Origin of the sequence: Atlantibacter hermannii (genome assembly GCF_009907385.1) — a bacterium.
GTDB lineage: Bacteria > Pseudomonadota > Gammaproteobacteria > Enterobacterales > Enterobacteriaceae > Atlantibacter > Atlantibacter hermannii_A.
In genome coordinates, this window is record NZ_JAAATR010000033.1 from 1 (window position 1) to 24,649 (window position 24,649).

The window sequence follows — 24,649 nt, forward strand, 5'->3', positions numbered from 1 at the left end:
TCTGGGCGAAGACGGCCCGACCCACCAGCCTGTGGAGCAGATTGCCTCCCTGCGCCTGACGCCGAATCTCAGCACCTGGCGGCCTTGCGATCAGGTGGAATCCGCGGTGGCGTGGAAATACGGTGTTGAGCGTCAGGACGGCCCGACCGCGCTGATTTTTTCGCGCCAGAATCTCATGCAGCATGAACGCACCTGGCAGCAGATCCAGGATATCGCTCGCGGCGGGTATGTGCTGCGGGACTGCGACGGTCAGCCGCAGTTGATCCTGATCGCCACCGGCTCAGAAGTGGAGCTGGCGGTAGCGGCCTGGGAACAGTTGATCGGGCAGGGCGTGAAGGTGCGGGTGGTCTCGATGCCGTCTACCGACGCCTTCGACCGGCAGGACGCCGCCTGGCGCGAATCGGTGTTGCCGAACGCGGTCACCGCGCGGGTGGCGATTGAAGCCGGGATCACCGACTACTGGTACAAATACGTCGGCCTTAACGGCGCGATTATCGGCATGCGCCGCTACGGCGAATCCGCGCCTGCGGAACAGCTGTATCAGGAATTCGGCATTACCGTTGACACCATTATCCAGCAGTCAACCGCGCTGCTGGCCTGACCCTGACGGCCCCCGCAGCGGGGCCGCGTAACCCCCGAAGGAGCCACTATGTACCGCGTCGATCTTCATATGCATACCGTCGCCAGCACGCACGCCTACAGCACAGTGCAGGAGTATATTGCCGCCGCCGCGCGTAAAAATCTTCAGCTTATCGCCATTACCGATCACGGCCCTGACATGGTGGATGCGCCGCATACCTTTCACTTTACCAACCAGCGTATTTTGCCGCGCGTGGTGGACGGCGTGGGGATTTTGCGCGGCATTGAGGCCAATATCAAAGCCAACGGCGAAACCGACTGTAGCGACAAAATGCGCGCCGCGCTGGATCTGGTCATCGCCGGGTTTCACAAGCAGGTTTTTGCCCCTGCCGATGTGGTGACCCATACCGATGCGCTGATCGCGGTGATCGCCAGCGGCAAGGTGCATATCATCAGTCATCCGGGCAATCCGGAGTATCCTGTCGATATCCCGGCGGTGGTCGCGGCGGCGAAAGCGCATAACGTGGCGCTGGAGGTCAATAACGCGTCGTTTGTCCATTCAAGAAAGGGGAGTGAGGCAAACTGCCGGAAGATAGTGGCGGCGGTGCGCGACAGCGGCGGGATGATCGCGCTCGGCTCGGATTCCCATAGCGCGTTTACCCTGGGCGACTTTAGCGCCTGCCGGCATCTGCTGGAGGAGATCGATTTTCCCGAGGCGCAAATTCTCAACGCCTCACCGCGGCGCGTGCTGGCGTTTCTCGAACAGCACGGCGGGGAACGGATTGCGGAGATTGACGCGCTTACAGGTCGATAACGGTGCCGCGCGGCAGGTTCAGCGACTTGCGGATCGCGGCAATCACCTCTGTCGGCTTGAGCAGCAGCGTGTTGATACACACGTTCAACACCCGGCACCCTGCAAAGCGCGACGGGTTATCGATGGTGATATCCGAGGCGATCACCACCAGTTCGGTGTTGATAATGTCTTTCTCGTCGATCGGGTTTTTCAGCCCCAGTACGCCCTGGGTCTCAATCTTGATCGAGAAACGGTAGGCTTTAGCCAGCTTTTCCAACTGCTCGGCGGCCATATAGGTATGGGCCACGCCGGTGGCGCAGGCGGTGACGGCCACAATATGCAGGTTGCGATCGCTGGAGAAGGGCTGCACGTCTTCTTTTATCATTCGGGCCATTATTGGCTAGCTCCCTTGTTCTTACGCCGGTATTCAAGCGGCGTACAGTCATTACTGTCCCGGAACACCTTGCAGAAATAGTTGGTATCGGTGAAACCGCATTTCCCGGAGATCTCGTTAATTTTCAGGTTGGTCGTGGTCAACAGCGTCTTTGAGCGTGAGAGCCGGACTAACTTCAGGTACTCGTTGAATTTGATGTCTGATTCGCGGGAAAACAGCCGCGACAGATAGCCGGGAGAAATATTAAAGGTTTCCGCGACGCTCTCCCGGTTTATCTCCATATGGTAATGGCTGTCGAGATGGCTTTTGATCTCATCCAGCAGCGTGAACGTGCCTTTGTGATTGTTCATCCCCTCGGTGATCTGGTACAGCAGATCGTTAAGCAGCGCATAGACGATATGCGCGAAAGTTTCGCCGGTGCGATCCTGCGCCCAGGCCAGCGATTCCGCCAGTTCCAGCAACCGGTCGCGCACCGTGCTGCTGGAATTTTGCAGGTTAAATTTTTCCACCTCTTTGAAGCGCGTACCGTCCCAGTTGCTGATGCTGAACCCGACGTCCTGCTTCCAGAATACAATCGACATGCAGATCACCGGGCTTTCCCACTGCGGCAAATTCCAGCTGTTGGCAGGGATATAGGTGACGGCGCCCACGGGCCGGGTGCATTTAATCACCCGATCGCTACCGCTGGGCAGCAGCATTGTCAGCGCGCCTTTTACCACCAGCTCAATGCGCGGGACGTGCAGATGGTAGGCCATCGCGGGCGGCTGCGCGTTGCCGCTGGCGACCAGCACGCTTTCCGTGGCAGAGCCCTGGCTACTGAACTCGCTTAAAATCGACTGGATAAAGGCGGCCATTATCGGTCTGCTCCCGTTACGCTTGCGGTTTGATCACGGTTTTCAGCACCTTCACCATCAGCGCCGTGGTGACGGTGCCGGCGATCACCGACACGATATAGCCGACATGATTGCCAACCACCGGCAGTACGATAAGTCCGCCCCAGGGCGCGGCGTTGGTGGCCCCGAACCACAGCGACAGCACCGCCGCCACCGCGCTGCCGGTCATGATCGCCGGGATCACCCGTACCGGGTCGGCGGCGGCAAACGGGATCGCCCCCTCGGTAATACCCATTACGCCCATGATCACCGCCGGTTTCCCGGCTTCGCGCTCAACATCGTTAAAAATGCCTTTGAATAAAAAGGTCGCCAGCGCCAGCCCCAGCGGCGGGGTGCAGTCGGCGGCGGCCACCGCCGCCATCAGTTGCGGATTGGTGGAGATCAGGGCGACGGCGAAAAAAAAGGCGGTTTTATTCAGCGGCCCGCCCATATCGACGGCGATCATGCAGCCGAGAATGGTGCCGAGAATAATAAACGACGCCCCCTGCATATTGCCGAGCCACGCGCTCAGCCATTTCATCAGCCCGGCTACCGGGTCGCCGATAATGTAATAAACCGCCATCCCGGTGATAAACGTCCCCACCAGCGGGATAATAAAAATTGGCAGCATCATGCGCAGAAATCCCGGCACGTTTAACCGGGCGATCAGGCTTAACAGCAGCCAGACAACCAGCCCGGCAAAGATACCGGCCAGCATGCCGCCTAGAAAACCGGCCCCCATCTGATAAGCCATCAGCCCGCCAATCGCGCCGGGGGCGAGGCCGGGTTTATCCACCATCGACCACGCGATAAACCCGGCGAGGATCGGGATAAACAGCGTCAGCCCGGCCAGGCCGATTTGCGACATCGCTTTCAGGAATCCGCTGTCCGGGATCGCCGCATGGTCGTTAAACATCACCGCCAGCGCCAGCAGCACGCCCCCCGCCACCACAAAGGGGATCATGTATGACACGCCGGTCATAAAATGTCGTCTGGTATTTTTTAATTGTTTTAACATTTCCGCCTCGTTACCGGTATGGGCGCGCTAGAGCGCCAGCGCGTTGCAGAGCAGGTGGTACAGCGCGGCGGGCGTCGCGGCCCGCTGGATCTGCTCAACGAATTCATCATCCATCAGCATCCGCGCCAGGGAGGAAAAGTACTTCATGTGCGCGTTACGCGCGGCGGACCGGCTGATGGTCAGCATAAACACCGTATTCACCTGCACGCCGCCCCAGGCCACCGGCTGGCTGAGCGTGGCGACGCTGATGGTGGAGGCGTTAATGGCGTCGGTCTGGGCATGGGGGATGGCGAATCCGGAGCCGACGACGGTGGGGAAGGGCACTTCCCGGGCCCAGATGTCCTGACACAGCGCGTCACGCGCGTCGGTGCGCTGGAGTAGCCACAAATTATCCACCATCTTTTTAATCACTTCGTTTTTATCCCGGGCGTCCAGCCCCCACTGAATCACCTCAGGCACCATCAACGCGCAATCGGTGAGCGGCAGGCGCGTTTGCCGCAGGAGCTGTGCCTCGTGGCGATAGTAGCGAAGGATTTTTTCATCGACGCGGGTCACCAAAATCCCCGGCTCGCCGTCCAGCACCATGTCGCGCGGCGCGGAAAAATCAATCGCTGAAAAGTCAATGTCGGCCAGCGTCGGGATGCCCAGTGAACGCGCCAGAATCGCCGTATGCGAAGTTTTACCGGTTGAAGACAGCACCAGCCCCGCCAGATGCCGTTTATCGATAGCGATAAACTGGCTGGGCGTCAGCGTGGTAGCGAACAGGATCGATGGCCGGGTGAGCGCCAGATGCGGCTGGCGGAGCGATGGCGCGCCATAGAGCGCGCAAAGCAGCCGGGTGGCGATATCCAGAATATCCAGCGTTCGTTCCTGGATATAGTGGCTGGAGGAGCGCTTGAACACGGCGCTAAAATCCAGCGCCGCGGCAATCACGGCGGCCCATGAATTCATTCCTTTATCGAGATAGCCCGCTATCGCCTCCTGAAACGCGCGATCGGAGATGTACGCAAGATGCGCTTCCGTCAGATCATGTTCAATGCCTTCCGTCGCGCCGAGCTCCGATTCCAGGGCGAGCCGCAGCGTCTCCAGCCCCTCCGCCAGCCGCTGCTTTTCATCTTGCGGCGAGCCGACAGTGCCGGGATTACGCGCGGCCAGCGTTTCAAATGTCAGCCCCTGCATAATAACGGGCCTGGCGATGGCGATACCGGAACAAACGCGGGTGCCCTGAAGGTAATCGGGATTCAACTCCTGCAAGCAGCGGGGAAGAGCGCCAGTTGCGGGTTCGCTGCCCGGGGTCTGGGCAATTACCAGGAAAGGCAGATTTTTCAGCAGCGCCACCAACTGCGCGGCGGCGGCCCCGGCGTCGGGTCCGTGAAGCGTTATCCGGCAGCCATCGCCAGCCAGGGTGTCGGTCGCGACCAGCGACAGTGCGCTTTTGGCGCTGCCGCACAGGCCGGAGCGGGTGTTAAGCCAGTGGATCTCCGACTGAAACGCATTACACAAGCGCGCGATATGCCCGGCAGGCCTGGCGTGAATGCCCTCGCTCAGTTCGCATTGCCAGGTTATCTCCATCGTCGTTCACTCCAGAAGCCCGCCACGGCGGCGCGGATAGTCGTATTGCTTATATCTTTCACGGTTACGCCCGGCCTTTGTATAGCAAAAAAGAGACCTTTTCTTAAAAAAAGTGACCTGATTGTGAATTTGTGACATTTGTCATATTCATGTCGCGGACTGGATAATCACAGCACGTTGTTTTTACGGGGTTTTAGCGGGCGCGACAGGAAGAGAATTTGCGATACAGGTCACAAATTTTAAGTGCAGCGGGAAGATGCAAACGTAACGCGCTGAAATGAAAAGGGCTTCCTTTTCAGGAAGCCCTTACGTTGAGTGAACGGATTACTTATTCAACCGTCAGGATGCGGGTGGTGTTGGTGCTGCCGATGGTGCCCATCACGTCGCCCTGGGTAACGATCACCAGATCGCCGGAGACCAGATAACCTTTGTCGCGCAGCAGGGTCACCGCGTCGTGCGCTGCCGCCACACCTTCGTTTGCGCTGTCGAAGTACACCGGGGTAACGCCGCGGTACAGCGCCGTCAGGTTCAGAGTGTGCTCATGACGGGACATGGCGAAAATCGGCAGGCCGGAACTGATGCGCGAAGTCATCAGCGCGGTACGGCCCGACTCGGTCATGGTCAGGATGGCGGTCACGCCTTTCAGGTGGTTTGCGGCGTACATGGCGGACATGGCGATGGCTTCTTCGACATTATCGAACTGCACATCGAGACGGTGCTTGGAGACGTTGATGCTGGGGATCTTTTCTGCGCCGAGGCAGACGCGCGCCATGGCCGCAACGGTTTCTGCCGGGTACTGGCCCGCAGCGGTTTCCGCAGACAGCATCACCGCATCAGTACCGTCCAGCACGGCGTTTGCCACGTCCATCACTTCCGCACGGGTCGGCATGGGGTTAGTGATCATCGACTCCATCATCTGCGTCGCCGTGATCACCGCGCGGTTCAGCTTGCGGGCGCGGCGGATCAGGGTTTTCTGGATACCCACCAGTTCCGGATCGCCGATTTCAACGCCGAGGTCGCCACGGGCAACCATCACCACGTCAGAGGCGTTGATGATGTCGTCCATCGCGTCCAGATCGCATACCGCTTCGGCACGTTCCACTTTGGCGACGATTTTGGCGTTGCAGCCTGCGTCACGCGCCAGGCGGCGTGCGTAGTTCAGGTCTTCGCCGCAGCGCGGGAAGGAGACTGCCAGATAATCCACGCCGATCTGCGCGGCGGTGAGGATATCGGCTTTGTCTTTTTCGGTCAGCGCTTCTGCCGACAGGCCGCCGCCGAGTTTGTTGATGCCTTTGTTGTTGGACAGCGGGCCGCCAACGGTAACTTCGGTAAACACTTTCATGCCCTGAACTTCCAGGACTTTTAACTGCACGCGGCCGTCGTCGAGCAGCAGAATGTCGCCCGGCACCACGTCAGCGGGCAGGCCTTTATAATCGATACCGACTTTTTCTTTATCGCCTTCACCTTTACCCAGGTTGGCGTCGAGCAGGAATTTGTCGCCGATATTGAGAAATACTTTACCTTCTTTGAAGGTCGATACCCGGATTTTCGGGCCCTGGAGGTCACCCAGGATAGCGACGTGACGACCCAGTTTGGCCGCGATCTCGCGGACTTTGTCTGCACGTAATTTGTGGTCTTCAGGAGTGCCGTGGGAGAAATTCATTCGTACGACGTTAGCGCCTGCGGTAATAACCTTTTCCAGATTATTATCACGATCCGTTGCCGGGCCTAACGTGGTAACGATTTTGGTTCTGCGAAGCCGTCTGGACATGTAATACTCCGTTGACTGAAACAACTTTGGTGTTGCGTGAACATAAACTCGGCAGGTGGGCACGCCAGCTGGCGCAGCCAAAACCTTAACCGAATGGTTTTATAAGTACAGCTTTGTTATCGAAATACCGCTATTTATTGTCAGGAACGTACAGTTCCTTATCAAACCGCGATTCCTTCAACGCTTCTTTGACTCGCTTCAAGTTATCCCTGAATTTCGCCCCGCGCCGCAACGTGAAACCGGTTGCAAGCACGTCAATCAGCGTAAGCTGGGCCAAACGGGAGACCATTGGCATATAAATATCGGTATCTTCTGGAACATCCAGCAATAATGCAAGTGTCGCTTCCCGGGCCAGCGGCGTGCCGGCAGAGGTAATCGCTAAAACCATGGCATCGTTTTCACGGGCCAGCTGCGCCAGTTCCACGAGATTTTTGGTGCGACCGGTGTGAGAAATCAGCACCACGACATCGTCAGCGCTACAATTCATACAGCTCATGCGCTGTACCACGATGTCATCGGAATAGATCACCGGCACGTTAAAACGGAAAAATTTATTCATGGCGTCGTGCGCCACCGCCGCCGATGAACCGAGCCCGAAAAAGGCGATGCGTTTTGCCTGGGTGAGCAGATCCACGGCGCGATTGACCGCGTTCATATCCAGCGATTGCCGCACATGATCCAGGCTCGCCATTGCCGACTCGAAGATTTTACCGGTGTAGGCTTCGACGCTGTCGTCTTCATCCACGTTGCGGTTTACGTACGGGGTGCCGTTCGCCAGACTTTGCGCCAGGTGGAGTTTAAAATCGGGGAAACCTTTGGTATCAAGGCTACGGCAGAAACGGTTGACCGTCGGCTCGCTGACGCCAGCGGTGTTTGCCAGCCGGGCGATACTGAGGTGAATGGCCCGCGCGGGAGAGGTGAGGATCACTTCAGCGACTTTGCGTTCGGATTTGCTTAATTGTTCCAGTTGCGACTGGATTTTTTCCAGCATATTCATGATTTATCATTAACTCATGGAAAAAAGCGATTTCTAAAAGTGATGAAACCGGAAAGCGAATTAGCAAGAATATACGCCTGAGCCGTTACGGGAAGAGACAAATGACCAAAAATGTCGTTGTTTTTTTTCATATCTTGATCCGTGTCTGATTTTGTTAAGCGGTTTCATTGCGTAAAAACGGGTCAGGATGCAGGCACCATACGGAAAATATCACGCCGCGACTCCCGGTATAGCGACGTTGCCACAGCAAAGGTTTCAGAAACCGGTTAAAAGCAGTAGAGTGCGGTGTAAGAAAATTACAGATAACCTGGCTCAGAACCAGGATCATTCAAACGAGGAGAATGACATGGCGGTAACGCAAACAGCCCAGGCATGTGACCTGGTCATTTTCGGCGCAAAAGGCGATCTGGCGCGTCGGAAACTGCTGCCTTCCCTGTACCAGCTGGAAAAAGCAGGCCAAATCCATCCGGATACCCGCATTCTTGGGGTTGGCCGCGCGGAGTGGGATAAAGAAACCTACACCGGTATCGTGCGTGAAGCGTTAGAAACCTTCATGAAAGAGAAGATCAACGAAGGGTTGTGGGACAAACTCAGCAGCCGTCTCGATTTCTGCAATCTTGACGTCAATGATACTGCCGCATTCACCCGTCTCGGCAAGTTGCTTGACCAGAAAAACCGCGTCACCATTAACTACTTCGCCATGCCGCCGAGCACCTTTGGCGCCATCTGCAAAGGGCTGGGGGAGGCCAAACTCAACGCCAAACCGGCGCGCGTGGTGATGGAAAAACCGCTTGGCACCTCGCTGGAAACCTCCCGGGAAATTAACGATCAGGTCGGCGAGTACTTTGAAGAGTGCCAGGTCTACCGTATCGACCACTATCTGGGGAAAGAAACGGTACTCAACCTGCTGGCGCTGCGCTTCGCCAACTCCCTGTTCGCCAATAACTGGGATAATCGCACCATCGATCACGTGGAAATCACCGTGGCGGAAGAGGTGGGCATTGAAGGACGCTGGGGTTATTTCGACCAGGCGGGCCAGATGCGCGATATGATCCAGAACCACCTGCTGCAAATTCTGTGCATGATTGCCATGTCGCCGCCGTCCGACCTCACCGCTGACCATATCCGCGATGAAAAAGTCAAAGTGCTGCAGTCCCTGCGCCGCATCGACCGTAGCAACGTACGCGAAAAAACCGTGCGCGGCCAGTACACCGCAGGCTTCGCCCAGGGGCAGAAAGTGCCGGGTTATCTGGAAGAAGAGGGCGCGAACAAGTCGAGCAGCACCGAGACCTTCGTGGCGATCCGCGTGGATATCGACAACTGGCGCTGGGCGGGCGTGCCGTTCTATCTGCGTACCGGCAAGCGTCTGCCGACCAAATGTTCAGAAGTGGTGGTGTACTTTAAAAACCCGGCGCTGAACCTGTTTAAAGACTCCTGGCAGGATCTGCCGCAGAACAAACTGACCATCCGCCTGCAACCGGATGAGGGCGTGGATATCCAGATCCTCAATAAAGTGCCGGGCCTGGATCACAAGCACAACCTGCAAACCACCAAGCTGGACCTGAGCTATTCCGAGACCTTTAACGAATCGCATCTGGCGGACGCCTACGAGCGCCTGCTGCTGGAAACCATGCGGGGTATCCAGGCTCTGTTCGTGCGTCGCGATGAAGTCGAAGAGGCCTGGAAGTGGGTCGATTCCATCACCGAAGCCTGGGCGGCGGATAACGACGCGCCGAAACCGTATCAGGCGGGCACCTGGGGCCCGGTTGCCTCGGTGGCGATGATCACCCGTGATGGTCGTTCATGGAACGAGTTTGAATAACCGGGATCGCTTATCCTTAAGGGTTATTTTACCGGTAACATGATCTGCGGCATCAGGTTTATATTTTTTTGCATTTTAAAGCCCCGTGTGGATTCACCCACGGGGCTTTTTTATTTACACTGACTGAAACGATTATGCCCTTGCCGGGCCTGTTTGCCGTTAATTAGCCGTAACGGAAAAGTGAATAATTCAGGCCCCCTATGCAAATAATTTATGAGGACCGTTATGAATCAGGAAATGTTACGGGTAACAAATCGCATTATTGCGCGCTCGAAAGCCACCCGCGAAGCCTACCTCGCGCGCATTGAGGCGGCGAAGGCCAAAACCGTCCACCGCGCCGAACTGGCCTGCGGTAACCTGGCCCACGGTTTTGCCGCCTGCCAGCCGGAAGATAAAGCCGCGCTAAAAAGCATGCTGCGTAACAACATCGGTATCATAACGTCTTACAACGACATGCTTTCCGCCCATCAGCCTTACGAAACCTACCCGGACCAAATCCGCAAAGCGCTGCATTCGGTCAATGCCGTCGGCCAGGTGGCTGGCGGCGTTCCGGCGATGTGCGACGGCGTGACGCAGGGGCAGGACGGCATGGAACTTTCCCTGCTGAGCCGCGAAGTGATTGCCATGTCTGCGGCAGTGGGTCTGTCTCATAACATGTTCGACGGCGCGCTGTTCCTCGGCGTGTGCGATAAAATCGTTCCTGGCCTGGCGATGGCGGCGCTGTCGTTCGGGCACCTGCCGTCGGTATTTGTGCCGTCAGGCCCGATGGCGAGCGGTTTGCCGAATAAAGAAAAAGTGCGCATTCGCCAGCTCTATGCTGAAGGTAAGGTCGACCGCATGGCGCTGCTGGAGTCGGAAGCGGCGTCCTATCACGCGCCGGGCACCTGTACCTTCTATGGCACTGCCAACACCAACCAGATGGTGGTGGAATTTATGGGCATGCAGCTGCCGGGCTCCTCCTTCGTTCAGCCGGATGCGCCACTGCGTGAAGCGCTGACCGCTGCGGCGGCGCGTCAGGTGACGCGCCTTACCGGCAACGGCAACAGCTGGATGCCGCTTGGCAAAATGATCGACGAAAAAGTGGTGGTGAACGGCATCGTCGCGCTGCTGGCGACCGGCGGCTCCACTAACCACACCATGCACCTGGTGGCGATGGCGCGCGCGGCGGGCATTATCATTAACTGGGATGACTTCTCCGATCTCTCCGCCGTGGTGCCGCTGCTGGCGCGTCTGTACCCTAACGGCCCGGCGGACATCAACCACTTCCAGGCGGCGGGCGGCGTGCCGGTGCTGATGCGTGAACTGCTGAAAGGCGGCCTGTTGCATGAAGACGTAGAAACCGTGGTGGGCCACGGTCTGCATCGTTACACCCTCGAACCCTGGCTAAACAACGGCGAATTGCAGTGGCGCGAGGGCGCGTCGGCGTCGCTGGATAATGACGTGATCGCCAGCATCGACAATCCGTTCTCCGCTCACGGCGGCACCAAAGTGCTGAGCGGCAATCTGGGCCGCGCGGTGATGAAAACCTCCGCCGTTCCGCAGGAATACCAGATTATCGAAGCGCCTGCGGTGGTATTTGAAAGCCAGCATGACGTGTTACCGGCGTTTGAAGCGGGCCTGCTGGATAAAGATTGCGTGGTGGTTGTGCGCCATCAGGGGCCAAAAGCGAACGGGATGCCAGAATTACATAAACTTATGCCTCCGCTTGGTGTATTATTGGACCGCCGTTTCAAAATTGCGTTAGTGACCGATGGCCGCCTCTCCGGCGCGTCAGGCAAAGTACCTTCGGCCATCCACGTCACCCCAGAAGCTTACGACGGCGGCTTGCTGGCGAAAGTACGCAACGGCGACCTGATCCGCGTAAACGGACAGACGGGCGAGTTAACGCTGTTAGTCGATGAGGCGGAACTGGCCCAACGCGCGCCGTTCCAGCCGGATCTTAGCCCGCAACGCGTGGGCACCGGCCGTGAGATGTTCGGCGCGCTGCGTGAGAATTTGTCCGGCGCCGAGCAGGGCGCAACCTGTATTCGTTTTTAAAGGCTTCACTGAATTCACTATGGCGAGAGAGATGCTCTGATGAAAAGCTGGAAAACAAGTGCTGAACAGATCCTGAAATCCGGTCCGGTTGTACCGGTAATTGTGATTAACAAACTGGAACATGCCGTACCGCTGGCGAAAGCGCTGATCGCAGGCGGCGTGCGCGTGCTGGAAGTGACCCTGCGTACTCCGTGCGCCATGGACGCTATCCGCGCCATCGCCAAAGACGTGCCGGACGCGATCATCGGCGCGGGCACCGTTATCAATGCTGCCCAACTGGCAGAAGTGACCGACGCGGGCGCGCAGTTCGCCATCAGCCCGGGTCTGACCGAACCGTTGCTGAAAGCGGCAACCGAAGGTTCTATCCCGTTGATCCCGGGCATCAGCACCGTATCTGAGCTGATGCTGGGTATGGACTACGGCCTGAAAGAGTTCAAATTCTTCCCGGCGGAAGCCAACGGCGGCACCAAAGCGCTGCAGGCCATTGCGGGCCCGTTCTCTCAGGTGCGTTTCTGCCCGACCGGCGGCATCACGCCAGCGAACTATCGCGATTACCTGGCGCTGAAAAGCGTGCTGTGCATCGGCGGCTCCTGGCTGGTGCCGGCAGACGCGATGGAAGCGGGCGACTGGGATCGCATCACCAGACTGGCGCGCGAAGCGGTAGAAGGCGCGCAGCAGTAATTGCCTGACGTGAAGTGAAGGCAGGCGCAAGCCTGCCTTTTTTGTTTTAGCCTTCCACCTGCACCGCCGACGCCGCGGCTTTCGCGCGATCAATGGCGGTTTCAATATCTTCAGCGCAGGCCAGTGCCACGCCCAGACGGCGCGCGCCCTGAATATCCGGCTTGCCGAATAACCGTACCTGCACCCCGGCGCCCACGGCGGCATCAATATTGCTGAAACGCACGTTATCGCTGGTCAGCTGCGGCAGGATCACCGCCGAAGCGGCGGGGCCGTATTGACGAATGCCGCCCACGGGCAAGCCTAAAAACGCGCGCACATGCAGGGCGAATTCTGACAGATCCTGGCTAATCAGCGTCACCATCCCGGTATCGTGCGGGCGGGGCGACACTTCGCTGAACACCACCTCATCGCCGCAGACAAACAGTTCAACCCCAAACAGGCCATAGCCGCCCAGCGCCAGCACCACTTTTTCCGCGACCTGCCGGGCGCGCTGCAGCGCCAGCTCGCTCATTTGCTGCGGTTGCCAGGATTCACGATAGTCGCCGTCTTGCTGACGATGGCCCACCGGGGCGCAAAAATGCACGCCGTCTACGGCGCTTACCGTCAGTAAAGTGATTTCAAAATCGAAATTGACCACGCCTTCGACGATCACTTTGCCTGCGCCGGCGCGGCCGCCCTGTTGGGCATACTGCCATGCGTCCGCCAGTTGCTCGCGCTGGCGAATAAAGCTCTGGCCTTTGCCGGATGAACTCATCACCGGCTTCACAATGCACGGCAGGCCGATTTCATCCACCGCCGCCAGGAAATCGCTTTCGCTGTCGGCAAAGCGGTAGGCCGATGTCGGCAGGCCCAGTTCTTCTGCCGCCAGCCGACGGATGCCCTCGCGGTTCATGGTGAGTTGGGTGGCGCGGGCGCAGGGCACCACGCGCTGGCCGTGCTGTTCCAGTTCAATCAGCGCGTCGGTCGCGATGGCTTCGATTTCCGGCACGATAAAATCGGGTTTTTCCTGCTCGACCAGCGTCTTTAACGCCGCGCCGTCCAGCATATTAATGACGTAGCTGCGGTGGGCGACGTGCATCGCCGGGGCGTCGGGATATCGGTCTACGGCAATCACTTCAATACCGAGCCTCTGGCACTCAATCGCCACTTCCTTACCCAATTCCCCTGAGCCGAGCAGCATCACGCGGGTGGCTGCCGGACGAAGCGCGGTTCCTACTGTCAACATAACGAGATTCCTGCACCAAAAATGAGGCGGCCAGTATATACGAAAACGATTGCGCGGGCAGGTGCGACATTTTGATTTTTCTTTTCCGTCCTGATATACTGTATGCATATCCAGTTAAAGAGGCATCATGATGGCTGTTGAAATTCACTACGTTGTGGTCAGGGAAGGGAAAGAGAAAATGTCTTTTGCCAACAAAAAAGAAGCCGACGCATACGATAAGATGCTCGACTTAGCGCAGACCCTTGAGTCCTGGCTGCAAAGCGCGCCGGTTAACCTTGAGGAAACCCAGCTTGAGCCGCTGTCACTGTGGCTGGCTGAACATAAAGATACCCTGGCGCAGGTGCTGCGCACCGGGCAAATGCCGCAGCAAGGTACAGCGGACGTAAAGCCGGACGCCGGGCCGAAGGTGGAAGCGATCGCCAGCGGGCGTAAGCCGAAAGCGGCGTAAACCCGTCGATTCAGCAGGGTTTTCACCCGCGCGCGCCGGCTAACCCCTTGCGCTTCGGTTGTTTTGTACCAGGCTTTCTGTGGTATTCACAACGGAGGGCATCTGATGAAAAAAGGGCTACTGGCGCTTATCGCGCTATTTTCTGTGGGGCTGCATGCCGCGCCCCAGGAATCGCGCAGTGTGAAATTTACCGGCTGTGAAGGACTGGATGCCAAAGGCATCTCAGCCAGCGTGAAACGCGACTATCTGCAGAACCGTATTGCGCGCTGGGCGGACGATCAGGAGAAACTCGGCCAGGCCGATCCGGTTGCCTGGGTTAACCCGGAAGCCGTCAAAGGCGGCGATGATGAATGGACCGTCCCCCTGACGGTGCGAGGCATGCGCGCCGACATTCATTACACCGTGCAGGTCGACTGCAAAAAACAGACGGCGGAATACCGTCATTAATCGCGTGCAAGGGCATTGCCCTTGCCGATTATTTTCCTTTCCTTAGCCTGTCTCCACACTTCTTGACATCCCCTCGCTTACGCTCACAACACGGACTTTCACTGTGGGAGCGCATATGGCGAACTGGCTTAAACATCTCCAGACAATGCTGGGTGAACAGGGTAAAGGGTTATCGCAGGGGCAGGGGCTATCTAAACTGCTCAGCCCCGGTGCGCTGGGCGGCCTGGCGGGACTGCTGGTGGCGAATAAATCCTCACGTAAGCTGCTGGCGAAATACGGTGGCGGCGCGCTGCTGGCGGGCGGCGGAGCGGTGGCCGGAACCGTATTGTGGAACAAGTACAAAGATCGCATCCGCGCCGCCCATCAGGGCGAACCGCAATATGGTCAACAGGCATCGCCGATTGATAAGCGCGCCGAGCGGTTAATCCTCGCGCTGGTGTTTGCGGCCAAAAGCGACGGGCACATTGACGATGCGGAGCGCCAGGCCATCGACCAGCATCTGCGCGACGCCGGTATCGAAAACGAAGGGCGCGCGCTGGTGGAACAGGCGCTCGAATTGCCCCTCGATCCGGCGCGTCTTGCTGACGGCATCCAGAATGAAGAAGAGGCGCTGGAACTTTATTTCCTGAGCTGCGCCGCCATCAATCCCGATCACTTTATGGAGCGCAGTTACCTGAACGCGCTTGGGGATGCGTTGGGGATCCCGGAAGATGTCCGCACCGACGTGGAGCGTGATATCGCGGTCAGCAAACGGGAGGTTTCACCAGGATAACGCCTGGTTTGGTGGCGTTACGCTTGCAACGCGCGGGGTTTTTGCCAACCTTATAAGGGTGTTAACCTGAAAGTTGAGCGTTATGCCACCTAAAGCCAAAGTAATACCCCACACCATGACCCTGCATGGCGACACGCGCACCGATAACTATTTCTGGCTGCGCGATGATGACCGGTCCGATCCCGACGTTCTCGATTATCTCCATAAAGAGAACGATTACGGGCGACGGGTCATGGCGAGCCAGCAGGCGCTGGAGGAACAGCTCCTCAAAGAGATGATTGCGCGCATACCGCAGCGCGATGCGTCTGCCCCTTACGTTAAGAACGGCTACCGCTATCGTCAGGTCTATGACGTCGGCTGCGAGTACCCCGTTTACCAGCGCCAGTCGGTGCTGTCCTCGGAGTGGGATGACTGGGACGTGCTACTGGATGCCAACCAGCGCGCGTCGCACAGCGAGTTTTACACCCTGGGCGCGCTGGCCGTCACCCCGGATAACACCACGATGGTGCTGGCGGAAGATTATCTGTCGCGCCGTCAGTATGGTCTGCGCTTTCGCAACCTGGAGACCGGCAACTGGTATCCGGAACTGATTGAACATGTCGCGCCTGAGGTGGCATGGGCTAACGATTCCCGCACCCTCTATTACGTTAAAAAGCACGCCAAAACGCTGCTGCCGTATCAGGTGTGGCGGCATACCGTGGGGTCGCCCGCCAGCGAAGATGAATTGATCTACGAAGAGCGTGATGAAACCTTTTACGTCAGCCTGTACAAAACGACGTCCCAACATTTCATCACTATTTTTCTTTCCAGCGCCACCACCAGCGAGGTGTGGCTGCTGGACGCGGAGCTGGCGGATGCCGAGCCCAGCTGTTTCCTGAAGCGGCGCAAAGATCACGAATATTCGGTGGATCACTACCAGCACCGTTTTTATATGCGTTCTAATCGCGACGGTAAAAACTTCGGGCTGTATCGCAGCACGGTACGCAACGAGCAAAAATGGGAAACGCTGATCCCCGCGCGCGAGCACATCATGCTGGAGGGCTTCACGCTGTTCACCGACTGGCTGGTGGTTGAGGAGCGCCAGCGCGGATTGACCAGCCTGCGGCAAATCAACCGCAAAACGCGCGAAGTGACCGGCATTGCCTTTGACGATCCGGCCTATGTGACCTGGCTTGCCTACAATCCTGAGCCAGAAACCGCCAGGCTGCGGTACGGCTACTCTTCCATGACCACGCCGGATACCCTGTTCGAACTGGATATGGATACCGGCGAGCGGCGGGTGCTGAAACAGACGGAAATTGACGGCTTTGATTCCGCCAATTACCGCAGTGAACACGTCTGGATCAAGGCGCGCGACGGCGTGGAGGTGCCGGTTTCGCTGGTGTATCACAAAAAATATTTCCAGCGCGGCGCGAACCCGCTGCTGGTTTATGGCTACGGCTCTTACGGCAGCAGTATGGATGCTGATTTCAGCTCCAGCCGCCTGAGCCTGTTGGATCGTGGCTTTGTGTACGCTATCGCCCATGTCCGCGGCGGCGGCGAACTGGGCCAGATGTGGTATGAGGCGGGGAAATTCCTGCACAAGAAAAACACCTTTAACGACTATATCGACGTCTGCGAATCGCTGCTTAAACAGGGCTATGGCGATCCGCGCTATCTGTTCGGTATGGGCGGAAGTGCCGGCGGAATGTTGATGGGGGCGGTCATTAATATGCGTCCGGAACTGTTTAACGGTGTGGTCGCGCAGGTGCCATTCGTTGATGTGGTCACCACCATGCTGGATGAGTCGATACCGCTCACCACCGGGGAGTTTGAAGAGTGGGGCAATCCGCAGGACGAAACCTATTACCACTATATGAAGAGCTACAGCCCCTACGACCAGGTTACGCGTCAACAATACCCGCATTTGCTGGTCACCACCGGCCTGCATGATTCCCAGGTGCAGTACTGGGAGCCGGCAAAATGGGTCGCTAAACTGCGGGAATACAAGACTGATGACAGCCTGCTGCTACTGTGTACCGAAATGGACTCCGGACACGGCGGGAAATCGGGCCGATTCAAATCTTACGAAGGCGTGGCGCTGGAATTTGCCTTTTTAATCGGCCTGACCCAGGGGACGCTGGGGGCGAAAGCGGGGCATTAATCCTCCCCGAGGTAGTGTTTCAGCGTCAGGCGCAGCTGTGGGGTCATCTCTTTAATGTTCTTAAGCATCCAGCGCAGATAGCCGGGATCGCGCTGCGCGATATCGCTGAAGGCTTCGCCGCGGTATTTGCCGAACGTAAAGGCGGTCATCAGGGTCGGGCGACCGGTAATGGTGACCATCTCTTCTGGCGTCCAGTGGGTTTGCTGCATAATATCCAGCAAAAGCGCGGCGGTAATATAGCAATCATACAGTGCGCGGTGATGGTGCAGATCAGGCGGCGTCTCGACCTGTAAGCTGCGCGCTTTGTACAATCCCATGTTGCTGTATTTGATGCCCGGCCAGTTCCACAGGCGGCGCGCCATCTTCATGGTGCAAATCCACTCGCCGCCCATGTCGGGCAGCATCCGGCTGTCAAAATCGGCGTTATGCGCCACGTAAAACGGGCTGCCGAGGTAGCTGGGTAACACCACTTCCAGCTCCGGTTTATCGGCCACCATGGCTTCGGTAATTCGATGGATAGCCATGGCCTGATGGCTGATAGGACGATCCGGACGCACCAGGTCGCTCATCGGATTAACGATTTGGCCGTCAATAATATCCACCGAAGCGATTTCCACCACTCCGCCCTGTAACCCGCAGGTTTCCGTATCGATCACTCGCAGCATGTCAAACTCTCTTAACCAAAGCGCCAGCGTAATGGAATGACCTCGCCGTGCCAACCATTGTCTTTGCGGCGGGCCACCACCAGCAGTTCACCGGCTTCGGCGCGCACAATCAACTGGCCCTGCTCATCCCAGCAGGCGCTACGGCCTACGGCGGTTTGATTATCCGGCGCAATGGCGTGGTTCACCTGTAATACCGCGATATGATTTTCAAAGGCGCAGTACTGCATATCGACCACTTCAGCAGTCCATGATAGCTCGGAGATAAACCGCCCGCACATATACAGGCTGGCCTCTTTCTGGGCCCAGAGATCCGCAGGCTGTGAACGGTTTACCGCAAGGGCGATGCGCTGCGAACCGGTGCCAATGATTTTATCCTGCAGTACCGGTAATCCACTGATTTCATCAATATCCTGTGCCGTGTTTTGCAGACAGAGCTGCCGCGTCCCGTCGGGAAGGAAAATCAATCCTGCAGAGATCATCCCTCCGGGCGCGGGCAGGGACAGACCGGCAATAATCATCATCTTATGCCGCTGTGCCGCCAGACTGATGGGGGTGAACAGTAATGAATCAGGGCTGACCAGGCATGAATCAGGGGAGTGAAAACCGGTAAGGGAAAACTCGGGGAACAGTAAAACGTCGATTTGCTCGCGGGCGGCGGTGGCGATAAACGACAGATGATGAGAAACATTCGCGGCTACGTCATCAGGACGTGGCGCGTATTGCGCGGCGGCAACATTCCATGTTGGCATATTGGCTTCCTTGTAGATGAAATCGCTATATTTAGCGCAATGGATCAGAGAATATAGTGATTAGCGCAAACAGATTAGCATTTTCATTGTAAGGAAGCGTAACGGACCGTAAGGCTTATTTTGCTTTTGGTTCCCAGGGCAAGCGCGATAAATTCACTGAGGCCAGTCGATGCGCAATCAGGCGCTCGCGAAAGTAGCCGCGCAACGCTTCTGGCTGCTCGCGTTCAACGGCCTCCGCAATGATCGGCATGTTGTAGCGCTCTTTAAACGCCACGCCCGCGGCGGCCAGATCGACGTTCACTTTGTCCATTTCGTCCTGAGGAAGTTGGGCAAGATTGTGCTTCATAAATGACTCCTGTAGTGACTGGCGGAAAGGTACTTGCTCATCGTTCGGATGACAAGCGTTTCTGTGTCGTTGTGTGCCATGCTGACTCGACTTGAAGAGTTACCGGGGTTATTCTTTGCGCCACAGTCATAACGAAAAGGAATGATTTATATGGCATTCACCGCATCCCGTCTTCTTTGTACTCTGACCGTTACCGCTTCACTGTTCGCCGCGCCCGCCGTCTGGGCTCATGCGCATCTTAAACATCAATACCCGGCGGCGGATGCCGTGATGGAGTCTGCGCCTCAGGCCCTGACCCTGAATTTCTCTGAAGGAATCGAACCGGCATTCAGCGGCATCACCCTGACCGGCCCGGAGAAACAAAAACGGGAAACCGGCAAAGCCAAACTGGCGGCGGATGATAATAAACAGCTGATTGTGCCGCTCAACGCGCCGCTGCCTGCCGGGCAGTATCAGGTCGACTGGCATGTGGTTTCCGTCGATGGCCACAAAACCAAAGGCAGCTACCATTTTAGCGTGAAATAACATGCTGGTTGCCACCTGGGTTACGCTGCGGTTTATTCATTTCGCCGCGTTGATTCTGGCGCTGGGGTGTGCGATCAGCACCTGTTGGCTGGCCCCTGATGCGTTTAAGCCGGTACTGGCGCGCCGCGTCTGGCGGTTGTGGCGCATGGCGTTGGTCGCCAACCTCGTCAGTACGACATTGATGCTCGCCATTCAGGGCGGAATGATGGCAGGCGGCTGGGCAGACGTCGTTTCACCGGCTATCTGGCAGGCGGTGTTAACCACCCAGTTTGGCGGCGTGTGGTTGTGGCAGATCGTGCTCAGCGTAATCTCGCTGGTAGTGCTTCTGCTTAAACCTTATCGCGTTGGCGCGCTGCTGATGGTGCTCCTGATGGGGCAGGTGGTGCTGCTGGCTGGGGTAGGGCATGCGGTGATGGCGGAAGGCGCGCGCGGCGCGTTCCAGCAATTCAACCACGCCATTCATCTGCTTTCCGCCGCGTGGTGGATGGGCGGCTTACTGCCGTTACTGGCCTGTATGCGGCTGGCGCGCAAACCGCGCTGGCGGGAGAGCGCAATCCTCGCCATGATGCGTTTTTCGCGCTACGGTCATCTGGCGGTCGCGCTGGCGATCGTGACGGGGATCGTCAATACGCTGCTGATTGCCGGGATCCCCTGGCCTGTCGACACGCGTTATCTCATCATGCTGTGGGTAAAGGCCGCGCTGGTGGCGATGATGGTGGCGATTGCCGTGTACAACCGCTATGCGCTGGTGCCGCGCTTCAGCCAGAGCGCGGGCGTGGCGCAACGTCAGTTTATTACCCTGACGAAAGTGGAATGGATATTAAGCTTACTGGTGGTGGCCTGCGTCAGCCTGTTCGCAACCTGGGAGCCTGTTTAACCGTGATTATGTTTGCGAGTTTACGATGAAAAAAACAGTACTTTCACTGCTATTACTGGCGTGCGCGGGATCGGCCGCCGCTGCGCCGCAGATTATTACGGTAAGTCGTTTCGAGATGGGCAAAGACAACTGGGCGTTTAACCGCGAAGAAGTCATGCTCACCTGCCGTCCGGGCAACGCGCTGTTTGTGATTAATCCTGCCACCCTGATGCAATATCCGATCAATGACGAAGCCATGGCGCAGGTTAAAGCCGGGAAAACCACGGGCCAGTCCATCAGCGTGATACAGGTAGACGACCCGGCGAAGCCTGGCGAGAAAAAGAGCCTGGCGCCGTTTATCGAGAAAGCCAGAACGCTCTGTTAAGCGTTAACGGGCATAAAAAAACCGCAGTACCGTGAAACACGGGCTGCGGTTTTTTATTAAGTGATTACGTTACGTGAGGAATTTTTTTGGACCACTTTTGTCGCGGACTGGAAAACCTGACATCGTAATCTATTCTTAAAGGGCAAGGCGATTTCAGCCTGCATTAATGCCAACTTTTAGCGCACGGCTCTCTCCCAAGAGCCATTTCCCTGGACCGAATACAGGAATCGTATTCGGTCTTTTTTTATCCCTATGATTCATAAGCAAGTTGCGACTGCGCCTTTATCCATGGCTAATGTCGCTGCCTGTGAACGCCTTAAACCATACCACAGACAACCCCGGCAGCGTCCAGAGCTTTTTTGCCGTCTTTAAGAATCTGTAAGCCAGATGATACCAATAAGTTTCAATTCGCTGTCAGCGTGTTGTCCTGTGACGATTTTCTGGAATCTGGATCAAATAACAATAATCTTCATTTAGCCGTAACTTGATCGGAATAATCCTATCAGCTATTGTGCGGTTCATCCCTTACAGAGCTAACGCCATCACCATGAGCGCCGGAGATAAGCGCCGGAAGGGACATAAAAAAGCCTGCATAATGCAGGTTTTTTTATGTCTGCGCGTCGTTCATCACCCGATGAACGCCAATTGATTCCTGTAATCGTCAAAAACGTATAGAAAAGTGTATTTTTTGCCGCTGATTTCTTTGCCTCCCTGCGCCAGTACGTCCTGTCAGGCTGCAATGTGTGTCGCACACTATACTTTAGCTGTTCACAGGAGGAGATATGTATCAACGAATCGACGCCAGTGAATGGCGAGCCATCTACATCGTGGGCGATTTGCACGGCTGTCTGCGACAGTTTGCCCGGGCGTTACGCGAGGCGCATTTCGACCCGTGGCAGGATTTGGTGATTGGTGTTGGCGATCTTATCGACCGCGGGGATAACAGCCCCGGCTGCCTGGCGTTAACCGAGCGGCGCTGGTTCCGCTGCGTGTTGGGCAACCACGAGGCCATGGCGCTGGACGCGCTGGAGTCGGGGGATTACGCATTGTGGTATCTCAACGGCGGCAACTGGTTTACCACGCTCAACAGCGCGGCGCGCAAGCGTGTTGAAGAGCAACTGCTGCGGCTGCGCGATTTCCCACTGATCATTGAATTGCAGTGTGCGGAACAGACCGTCGTGGTCGCCCACGCGGATTATCCCGCCGATCGCTATGCCTGGCAGCAGCCGGTGAAGCGCACGCCGGTGCTCTGGAGCCGCGAGCGGTTATCGCGGTGTATCAAAGGACGGGATGAGTCTATCAGCGGCGCGGATGCATTTTACTTCGGGCATACGCCGTTAAATGACTGCCTCGACTGCGGGAATTTGCACTACATCGACACCGGCGCCGTTTTCGGCAACCGGTTGACCTTACTGCGGGTCCAGTAGTTAAAAATCGCTGTACTCCTGAGCCGGGGTCCAGAAGCCATCGATAAAATCTTCTACCGGGAAACAGCCGCCGTGCCGCAGCCGTTGTTCATCCATCGCGCGCATACATTGTTGTTCAGTATTAAAAACGTCAATGACGATATCGTTACAGCCACCGTCCAGATAACAAATAAATAAAACCAGTGCGAACATCGCATCCCCAATGTCAGAAGGTTTAGAGTAATTGTAGGGGACAGGGCGCGAAGGGCAAACCAAACGGGGAAGAATAACCCGTCTCAGGCGACGGGCTCATGTCGGGATCAGGCAAAACGCATCACCCAGGCATCGGAATTTTCGTCATAGTGTTTACGATAAAGGACAGAGTGTTCACCGTTAAGTACCGCCGGAATACTGGTTTCCGCATCCCATGCATCAAGCTGCATACACAGATCCGGGTCAGATTTACACGGGATCGTTAAGGTACGCTCGCCCGGCTGCTCGCCGCTCAGCTCCGCATCATCGATTTCAAAGGTGCCGATTTTAACGCTGGTCTTAGTCATAATGCTCTCCATCATCATTACAGTGCAGGTGGTACGACCAGTAAAGTCGCCATTTTTTAGCCTGGACAAGGAACAGCAAAAGCGCAAGTTTATCGCGATTATTTTTTGGGCGAATTAAATCTCGTCAGCAAACAGCTTGCCATCGCGCACCAGTTCGCGCGGATAACTGTTCTTTAAGCGCGAGCCGATTTTTTTCGCCAGACCCAGCGGTTGATCCTGATACGTCACAATCACTTCATTCGCCTGCGGCGCGGTTTGCGGATAGACATCCCGGCCGCGATACCACTCCTGGGCTTGCCCGGCGGTTAACGCGAATCCATGAGTATCAACGTCCCCAAGGGCGATCACCGCCTCGTGCTGCCAGCGGAAGCCTTTGTTGAAGGTTTCCGCCAGTTTCAGGCCGATGCGCGAGAATCGCACCTGGCCAATCAGCGGCTCGATTTCTGCCGGGAACAGCCAAATTTCTTTATCGCGCAGCCATAAGTGTAGATGCGCATCCCAGCTAAGCCCTACGCTGGCGGCCGCACGGACGACTTCCTGCGCCTCTTTGGGTTTCATCAGCGTGAAGGGGAATTTACCGTTTTTATAGCCCGGCGCGTCGAGGGGCGGGACAGCGGCGGTTTTACGCAGGCGCGCCACAAAGAAGCCTTCGCAATTGAAAATCTGCGGGAACACGTGCAGAAAACCTTCTTCGGTGAGCGCCTGCTGTGCGCCGTTGAACAGCTCGCCCAGGGGCTCTACGCATACCGCATCAGGATAGCGCGCCAGCAACCACTGGCACACCTGCGCATTCTCTTCGCGGTTGAGGGTGCAGGTGGAGTAAACCAGCGTGCCGCCGGGGCGCAGGGCGTGAAACGCGCTGTCAATCAGCTCGCGCTGGGTGGCGGCGATCTCCAGATTGCTGGCGACGGACCAGTTACGCAGGGCATCGGGATCTTTGCGCACCACGCCTTCGCCGGAGCAGGGGGCGTCAAGCAGGATGGCGTCGAAACATTCCGGCAGCGCGGCGCCGAACACCCGGCCATCGAAGTGGGTCAGCGCCACGTTCTGAATGCCGCAGCGGCTGATGTTCGCCGCCAGGACTTTTACCCGGCTGGCGGCGTATTCATTGGCGAGGATCGCGCCCTGATTCGCCATCCGCGCCGCGATTTGGGTGGTTTTCGAACCCGGCGCGGCGGCGACGTCCATCACCCGGGTTATCTCTGCGTTATCGGCGAACAGCGCGGCCACCGGCAGCATCGAGCTGGCCTCCTGTATGTAAAACAGACCGCTAAGATGTTCGGCGGTGCTGCCCAGCGGCAGCGCTTCTTCATCGCGTTCGATCCAGAATCCTTCTTCGCACCAGGGTATCGGGCTGAGTTGCCAGTCGTAGGGCGCAACTAACGCCAGGAAATCGCTGACGCTGATTTTCAGGGTGTTGACGCGGATACTGCGGCGCAGCGGGCGCTGGCAGGACGCGATAAAGCCCTCCATGGACAGCGCGGCGGGCATTGCTTCACGCATCACGGAAAGAAATTCATCGGGAAGATAAACGGAACGGATTTGCGCCACAGCCGGGCCCCACGGGTAAAATTAAGGGCGCGCAG

Annotated in this window: 26 protein-coding genes; 13 read left to right on the plus strand and 13 right to left on the minus strand. The window is 57.2% G+C overall.

The genetic code is table 11. From position 1 onward, the window contains the following. Together GV764_RS09550 and GV764_RS09555 are read left to right on the plus strand one after the other, a co-directional pair. Positions 1 to 601, plus strand: a 601-nt coding sequence (locus GV764_RS09550) for a transketolase-like TK C-terminal-containing protein (protein ID WP_328515163.1), incomplete at its 5' end; no start/stop codon positions are given. 48 nt (positions 602 to 649) lie between these two features. After that, positions 650 to 1,393 (plus strand): phosphatase, encoded by a 744-nt coding sequence (locus GV764_RS09555; RefSeq protein WP_161659955.1) that lies wholly within the window; start codon positions 650 to 652, stop codon positions 1,391 to 1,393. On the opposite strand, the gene GV764_RS09560 is transcribed toward GV764_RS09555, so the two are convergent. The 6 genes from GV764_RS09560 to GV764_RS09585 all read right to left on the minus strand — a co-directional run bounded on the left by GV764_RS09560 (position 1,380) and on the right by GV764_RS09585 (position 7,996). Then, entirely contained in the window at positions 1,380 to 1,766 is a 387-nt protein-coding gene (locus GV764_RS09560) for a PTS fructose transporter subunit IIB (RefSeq protein ID WP_161659956.1), read from the minus strand. The genes GV764_RS09555 and GV764_RS09560 overlap by 14 nt on opposite strands. After that, positions 1,766 to 2,620, minus strand: coding sequence for a helix-turn-helix domain-containing protein (locus tag GV764_RS09565; protein ID WP_161659957.1), 855 nt, complete (start codon positions 2,618 to 2,620; stop codon positions 1,766 to 1,768). Before GV764_RS09565 ends, GV764_RS09560 begins: the two co-directional genes overlap by 1 nt. 16 nt (positions 2,621 to 2,636) lie before the next feature. Further along, positions 2,637 to 3,656: a PTS fructose transporter subunit IIC gene (locus GV764_RS09570; RefSeq protein ID WP_161659958.1), complete on the minus strand. Its 1,020-nt coding sequence runs from the start codon at positions 3,654 to 3,656 to the stop codon at positions 2,637 to 2,639. A gap of 27 nt (positions 3,657 to 3,683) precedes the next feature. Next, positions 3,684 to 5,228, minus strand: coding sequence for a PTS sugar transporter subunit IIA (locus GV764_RS09575; protein WP_161659959.1), 1,545 nt, complete (start codon positions 5,226 to 5,228; stop codon positions 3,684 to 3,686). A gap of 328 nt (positions 5,229 to 5,556) precedes the next feature. Further along, a complete protein-coding gene (pyk, locus tag GV764_RS09580; RefSeq protein WP_161659960.1) occupies positions 5,557 to 6,999 on the minus strand; it encodes a pyruvate kinase in 1,443 nt (480 codons plus the stop codon). Positions 7,000 to 7,129: 130 nt separating this feature from the next. After that, positions 7,130 to 7,996: a MurR/RpiR family transcriptional regulator gene (locus GV764_RS09585; protein ID WP_161659961.1), complete on the minus strand. Its 867-nt coding sequence runs from the start codon at positions 7,994 to 7,996 to the stop codon at positions 7,130 to 7,132. 346 nt (positions 7,997 to 8,342) lie between these two features. On the opposite strand from GV764_RS09585, the gene zwf reads away from it, so the two are divergent. From zwf to GV764_RS09600, 3 genes are all read left to right on the plus strand, one after another. Next, complete coding sequence (gene zwf / locus GV764_RS09590) at positions 8,343 to 9,818, plus strand: glucose-6-phosphate dehydrogenase (RefSeq protein ID WP_125291918.1); 1,476 nt, start codon at positions 8,343 to 8,345, stop codon at positions 9,816 to 9,818. Between the two features lie 225 nt (positions 9,819 to 10,043). Further along, positions 10,044 to 11,855: a phosphogluconate dehydratase gene (edd, locus tag GV764_RS09595; RefSeq protein WP_161659962.1), complete on the plus strand. Its 1,812-nt coding sequence runs from the start codon at positions 10,044 to 10,046 to the stop codon at positions 11,853 to 11,855. 39 nt (positions 11,856 to 11,894) lie between these two features. Further along, on the plus strand, positions 11,895 to 12,536 hold the full coding sequence (locus GV764_RS09600) for a bifunctional 4-hydroxy-2-oxoglutarate aldolase/2-dehydro-3-deoxy-phosphogluconate aldolase (protein ID WP_161659963.1): 642 nt from the start codon (positions 11,895 to 11,897) through the stop codon (positions 12,534 to 12,536). 46 nt (positions 12,537 to 12,582) lie between these two features. Here the strand turns inward: GV764_RS09600 and purT are convergent, their stop codons facing one another. Further along, the gene (gene purT / locus GV764_RS09605; protein ID WP_161659964.1) at positions 12,583 to 13,761 is read right to left on the minus strand and encodes a formate-dependent phosphoribosylglycinamide formyltransferase; all 1,179 of its coding nucleotides are present in this window, start codon (positions 13,759 to 13,761) and stop codon (positions 12,583 to 12,585) included. Positions 13,762 to 13,891: 130 nt separating this feature from the next. On the opposite strand from purT, the gene GV764_RS09610 reads away from it, so the two are divergent. The 4 genes from GV764_RS09610 (at position 13,892) to ptrB (ending at position 17,571) form a co-directional block, all read left to right on the plus strand. Continuing rightward, on the plus strand, positions 13,892 to 14,209 hold the full coding sequence (locus GV764_RS09610; RefSeq protein WP_161660209.1) for a YebG family protein: 318 nt from the start codon (positions 13,892 to 13,894) through the stop codon (positions 14,207 to 14,209). 105 nt (positions 14,210 to 14,314) lie between these two features. Further along, the gene (yebF, locus tag GV764_RS09615; protein WP_161659965.1) at positions 14,315 to 14,656 is read left to right on the plus strand and encodes a protein YebF; all 342 of its coding nucleotides are present in this window, start codon (positions 14,315 to 14,317) and stop codon (positions 14,654 to 14,656) included. A gap of 115 nt (positions 14,657 to 14,771) precedes the next feature. Beyond that, a complete protein-coding gene (locus GV764_RS09620) occupies positions 14,772 to 15,428 on the plus strand; it encodes a DUF533 domain-containing protein (protein WP_161659966.1) in 657 nt (218 codons plus the stop codon). A gap of 82 nt (positions 15,429 to 15,510) precedes the next feature. Next, positions 15,511 to 17,571, plus strand: coding sequence for an oligopeptidase B (gene ptrB / locus GV764_RS09625; RefSeq protein WP_161659967.1), 2,061 nt, complete (start codon positions 15,511 to 15,513; stop codon positions 17,569 to 17,571). On the opposite strand, the gene exoX is transcribed toward ptrB, so the two are convergent. From exoX to GV764_RS09640, 3 genes are all read right to left on the minus strand, one after another. After that, a complete protein-coding gene (gene exoX, locus GV764_RS09630) occupies positions 17,568 to 18,236 on the minus strand; it encodes an exodeoxyribonuclease X (RefSeq protein WP_161659968.1) in 669 nt (222 codons plus the stop codon). The genes ptrB and exoX overlap by 4 nt on opposite strands. Positions 18,237 to 18,247: 11 nt before the next feature. Continuing rightward, positions 18,248 to 18,985 (minus strand): carbon-nitrogen hydrolase family protein, encoded by a 738-nt coding sequence (locus tag GV764_RS09635; RefSeq protein WP_161659969.1) that lies wholly within the window; start codon positions 18,983 to 18,985, stop codon positions 18,248 to 18,250. A 115-nt stretch (positions 18,986 to 19,100) separates the two neighbouring features. Further along, positions 19,101 to 19,331, minus strand: coding sequence for a DNA polymerase III subunit theta (locus tag GV764_RS09640; protein ID WP_161659970.1), 231 nt, complete (start codon positions 19,329 to 19,331; stop codon positions 19,101 to 19,103). A gap of 150 nt (positions 19,332 to 19,481) precedes the next feature. On the opposite strand from GV764_RS09640, the gene yobA reads away from it, so the two are divergent. The 4 genes from yobA (at position 19,482) to GV764_RS09660 (ending at position 22,524) form a co-directional block, all read left to right on the plus strand. Beyond that, positions 19,482 to 19,856, plus strand: coding sequence for a CopC domain-containing protein YobA (gene yobA, locus GV764_RS09645; RefSeq protein WP_161659971.1), 375 nt, complete (start codon positions 19,482 to 19,484; stop codon positions 19,854 to 19,856). A 1-nt stretch (position 19,857) separates the two neighbouring features. Beyond that, entirely contained in the window at positions 19,858 to 20,733 is an 876-nt protein-coding gene (gene copD, locus GV764_RS09650; RefSeq protein WP_161659972.1) for a copper homeostasis membrane protein CopD, read from the plus strand. A gap of 25 nt (positions 20,734 to 20,758) precedes the next feature. Then, positions 20,759 to 21,097 (plus strand): YebY family protein, encoded by a 339-nt coding sequence (locus tag GV764_RS09655; RefSeq protein WP_161659973.1) that lies wholly within the window; start codon positions 20,759 to 20,761, stop codon positions 21,095 to 21,097. A 782-nt stretch (positions 21,098 to 21,879) separates the two neighbouring features. Then, on the plus strand, positions 21,880 to 22,524 hold the full coding sequence (locus tag GV764_RS09660) for a metallophosphoesterase (protein WP_161659974.1): 645 nt from the start codon (positions 21,880 to 21,882) through the stop codon (positions 22,522 to 22,524). Here GV764_RS09660 and GV764_RS09665 read toward each other — a convergent pair whose 3' ends face one another. The 3 genes from GV764_RS09665 to rsmF form a co-directional block, all read right to left on the minus strand. Next, the gene (locus GV764_RS09665; protein ID WP_125291931.1) at positions 22,525 to 22,716 is read right to left on the minus strand and encodes a YdfD/YebW family protein; all 192 of its coding nucleotides are present in this window, start codon (positions 22,714 to 22,716) and stop codon (positions 22,525 to 22,527) included. 107 nt (positions 22,717 to 22,823) lie between these two features. Beyond that, entirely contained in the window at positions 22,824 to 23,063 is a 240-nt protein-coding gene (locus GV764_RS09670) for a YebV family protein (RefSeq protein WP_125291932.1), read from the minus strand. Positions 23,064 to 23,177: 114 nt separating this feature from the next. Next, complete coding sequence (gene rsmF / locus GV764_RS09675) at positions 23,178 to 24,614, minus strand: 16S rRNA (cytosine(1407)-C(5))-methyltransferase RsmF (RefSeq protein WP_161659975.1); 1,437 nt, start codon at positions 24,612 to 24,614, stop codon at positions 23,178 to 23,180. Between the last annotated feature and the right edge of the window lie 35 nt (positions 24,615 to 24,649).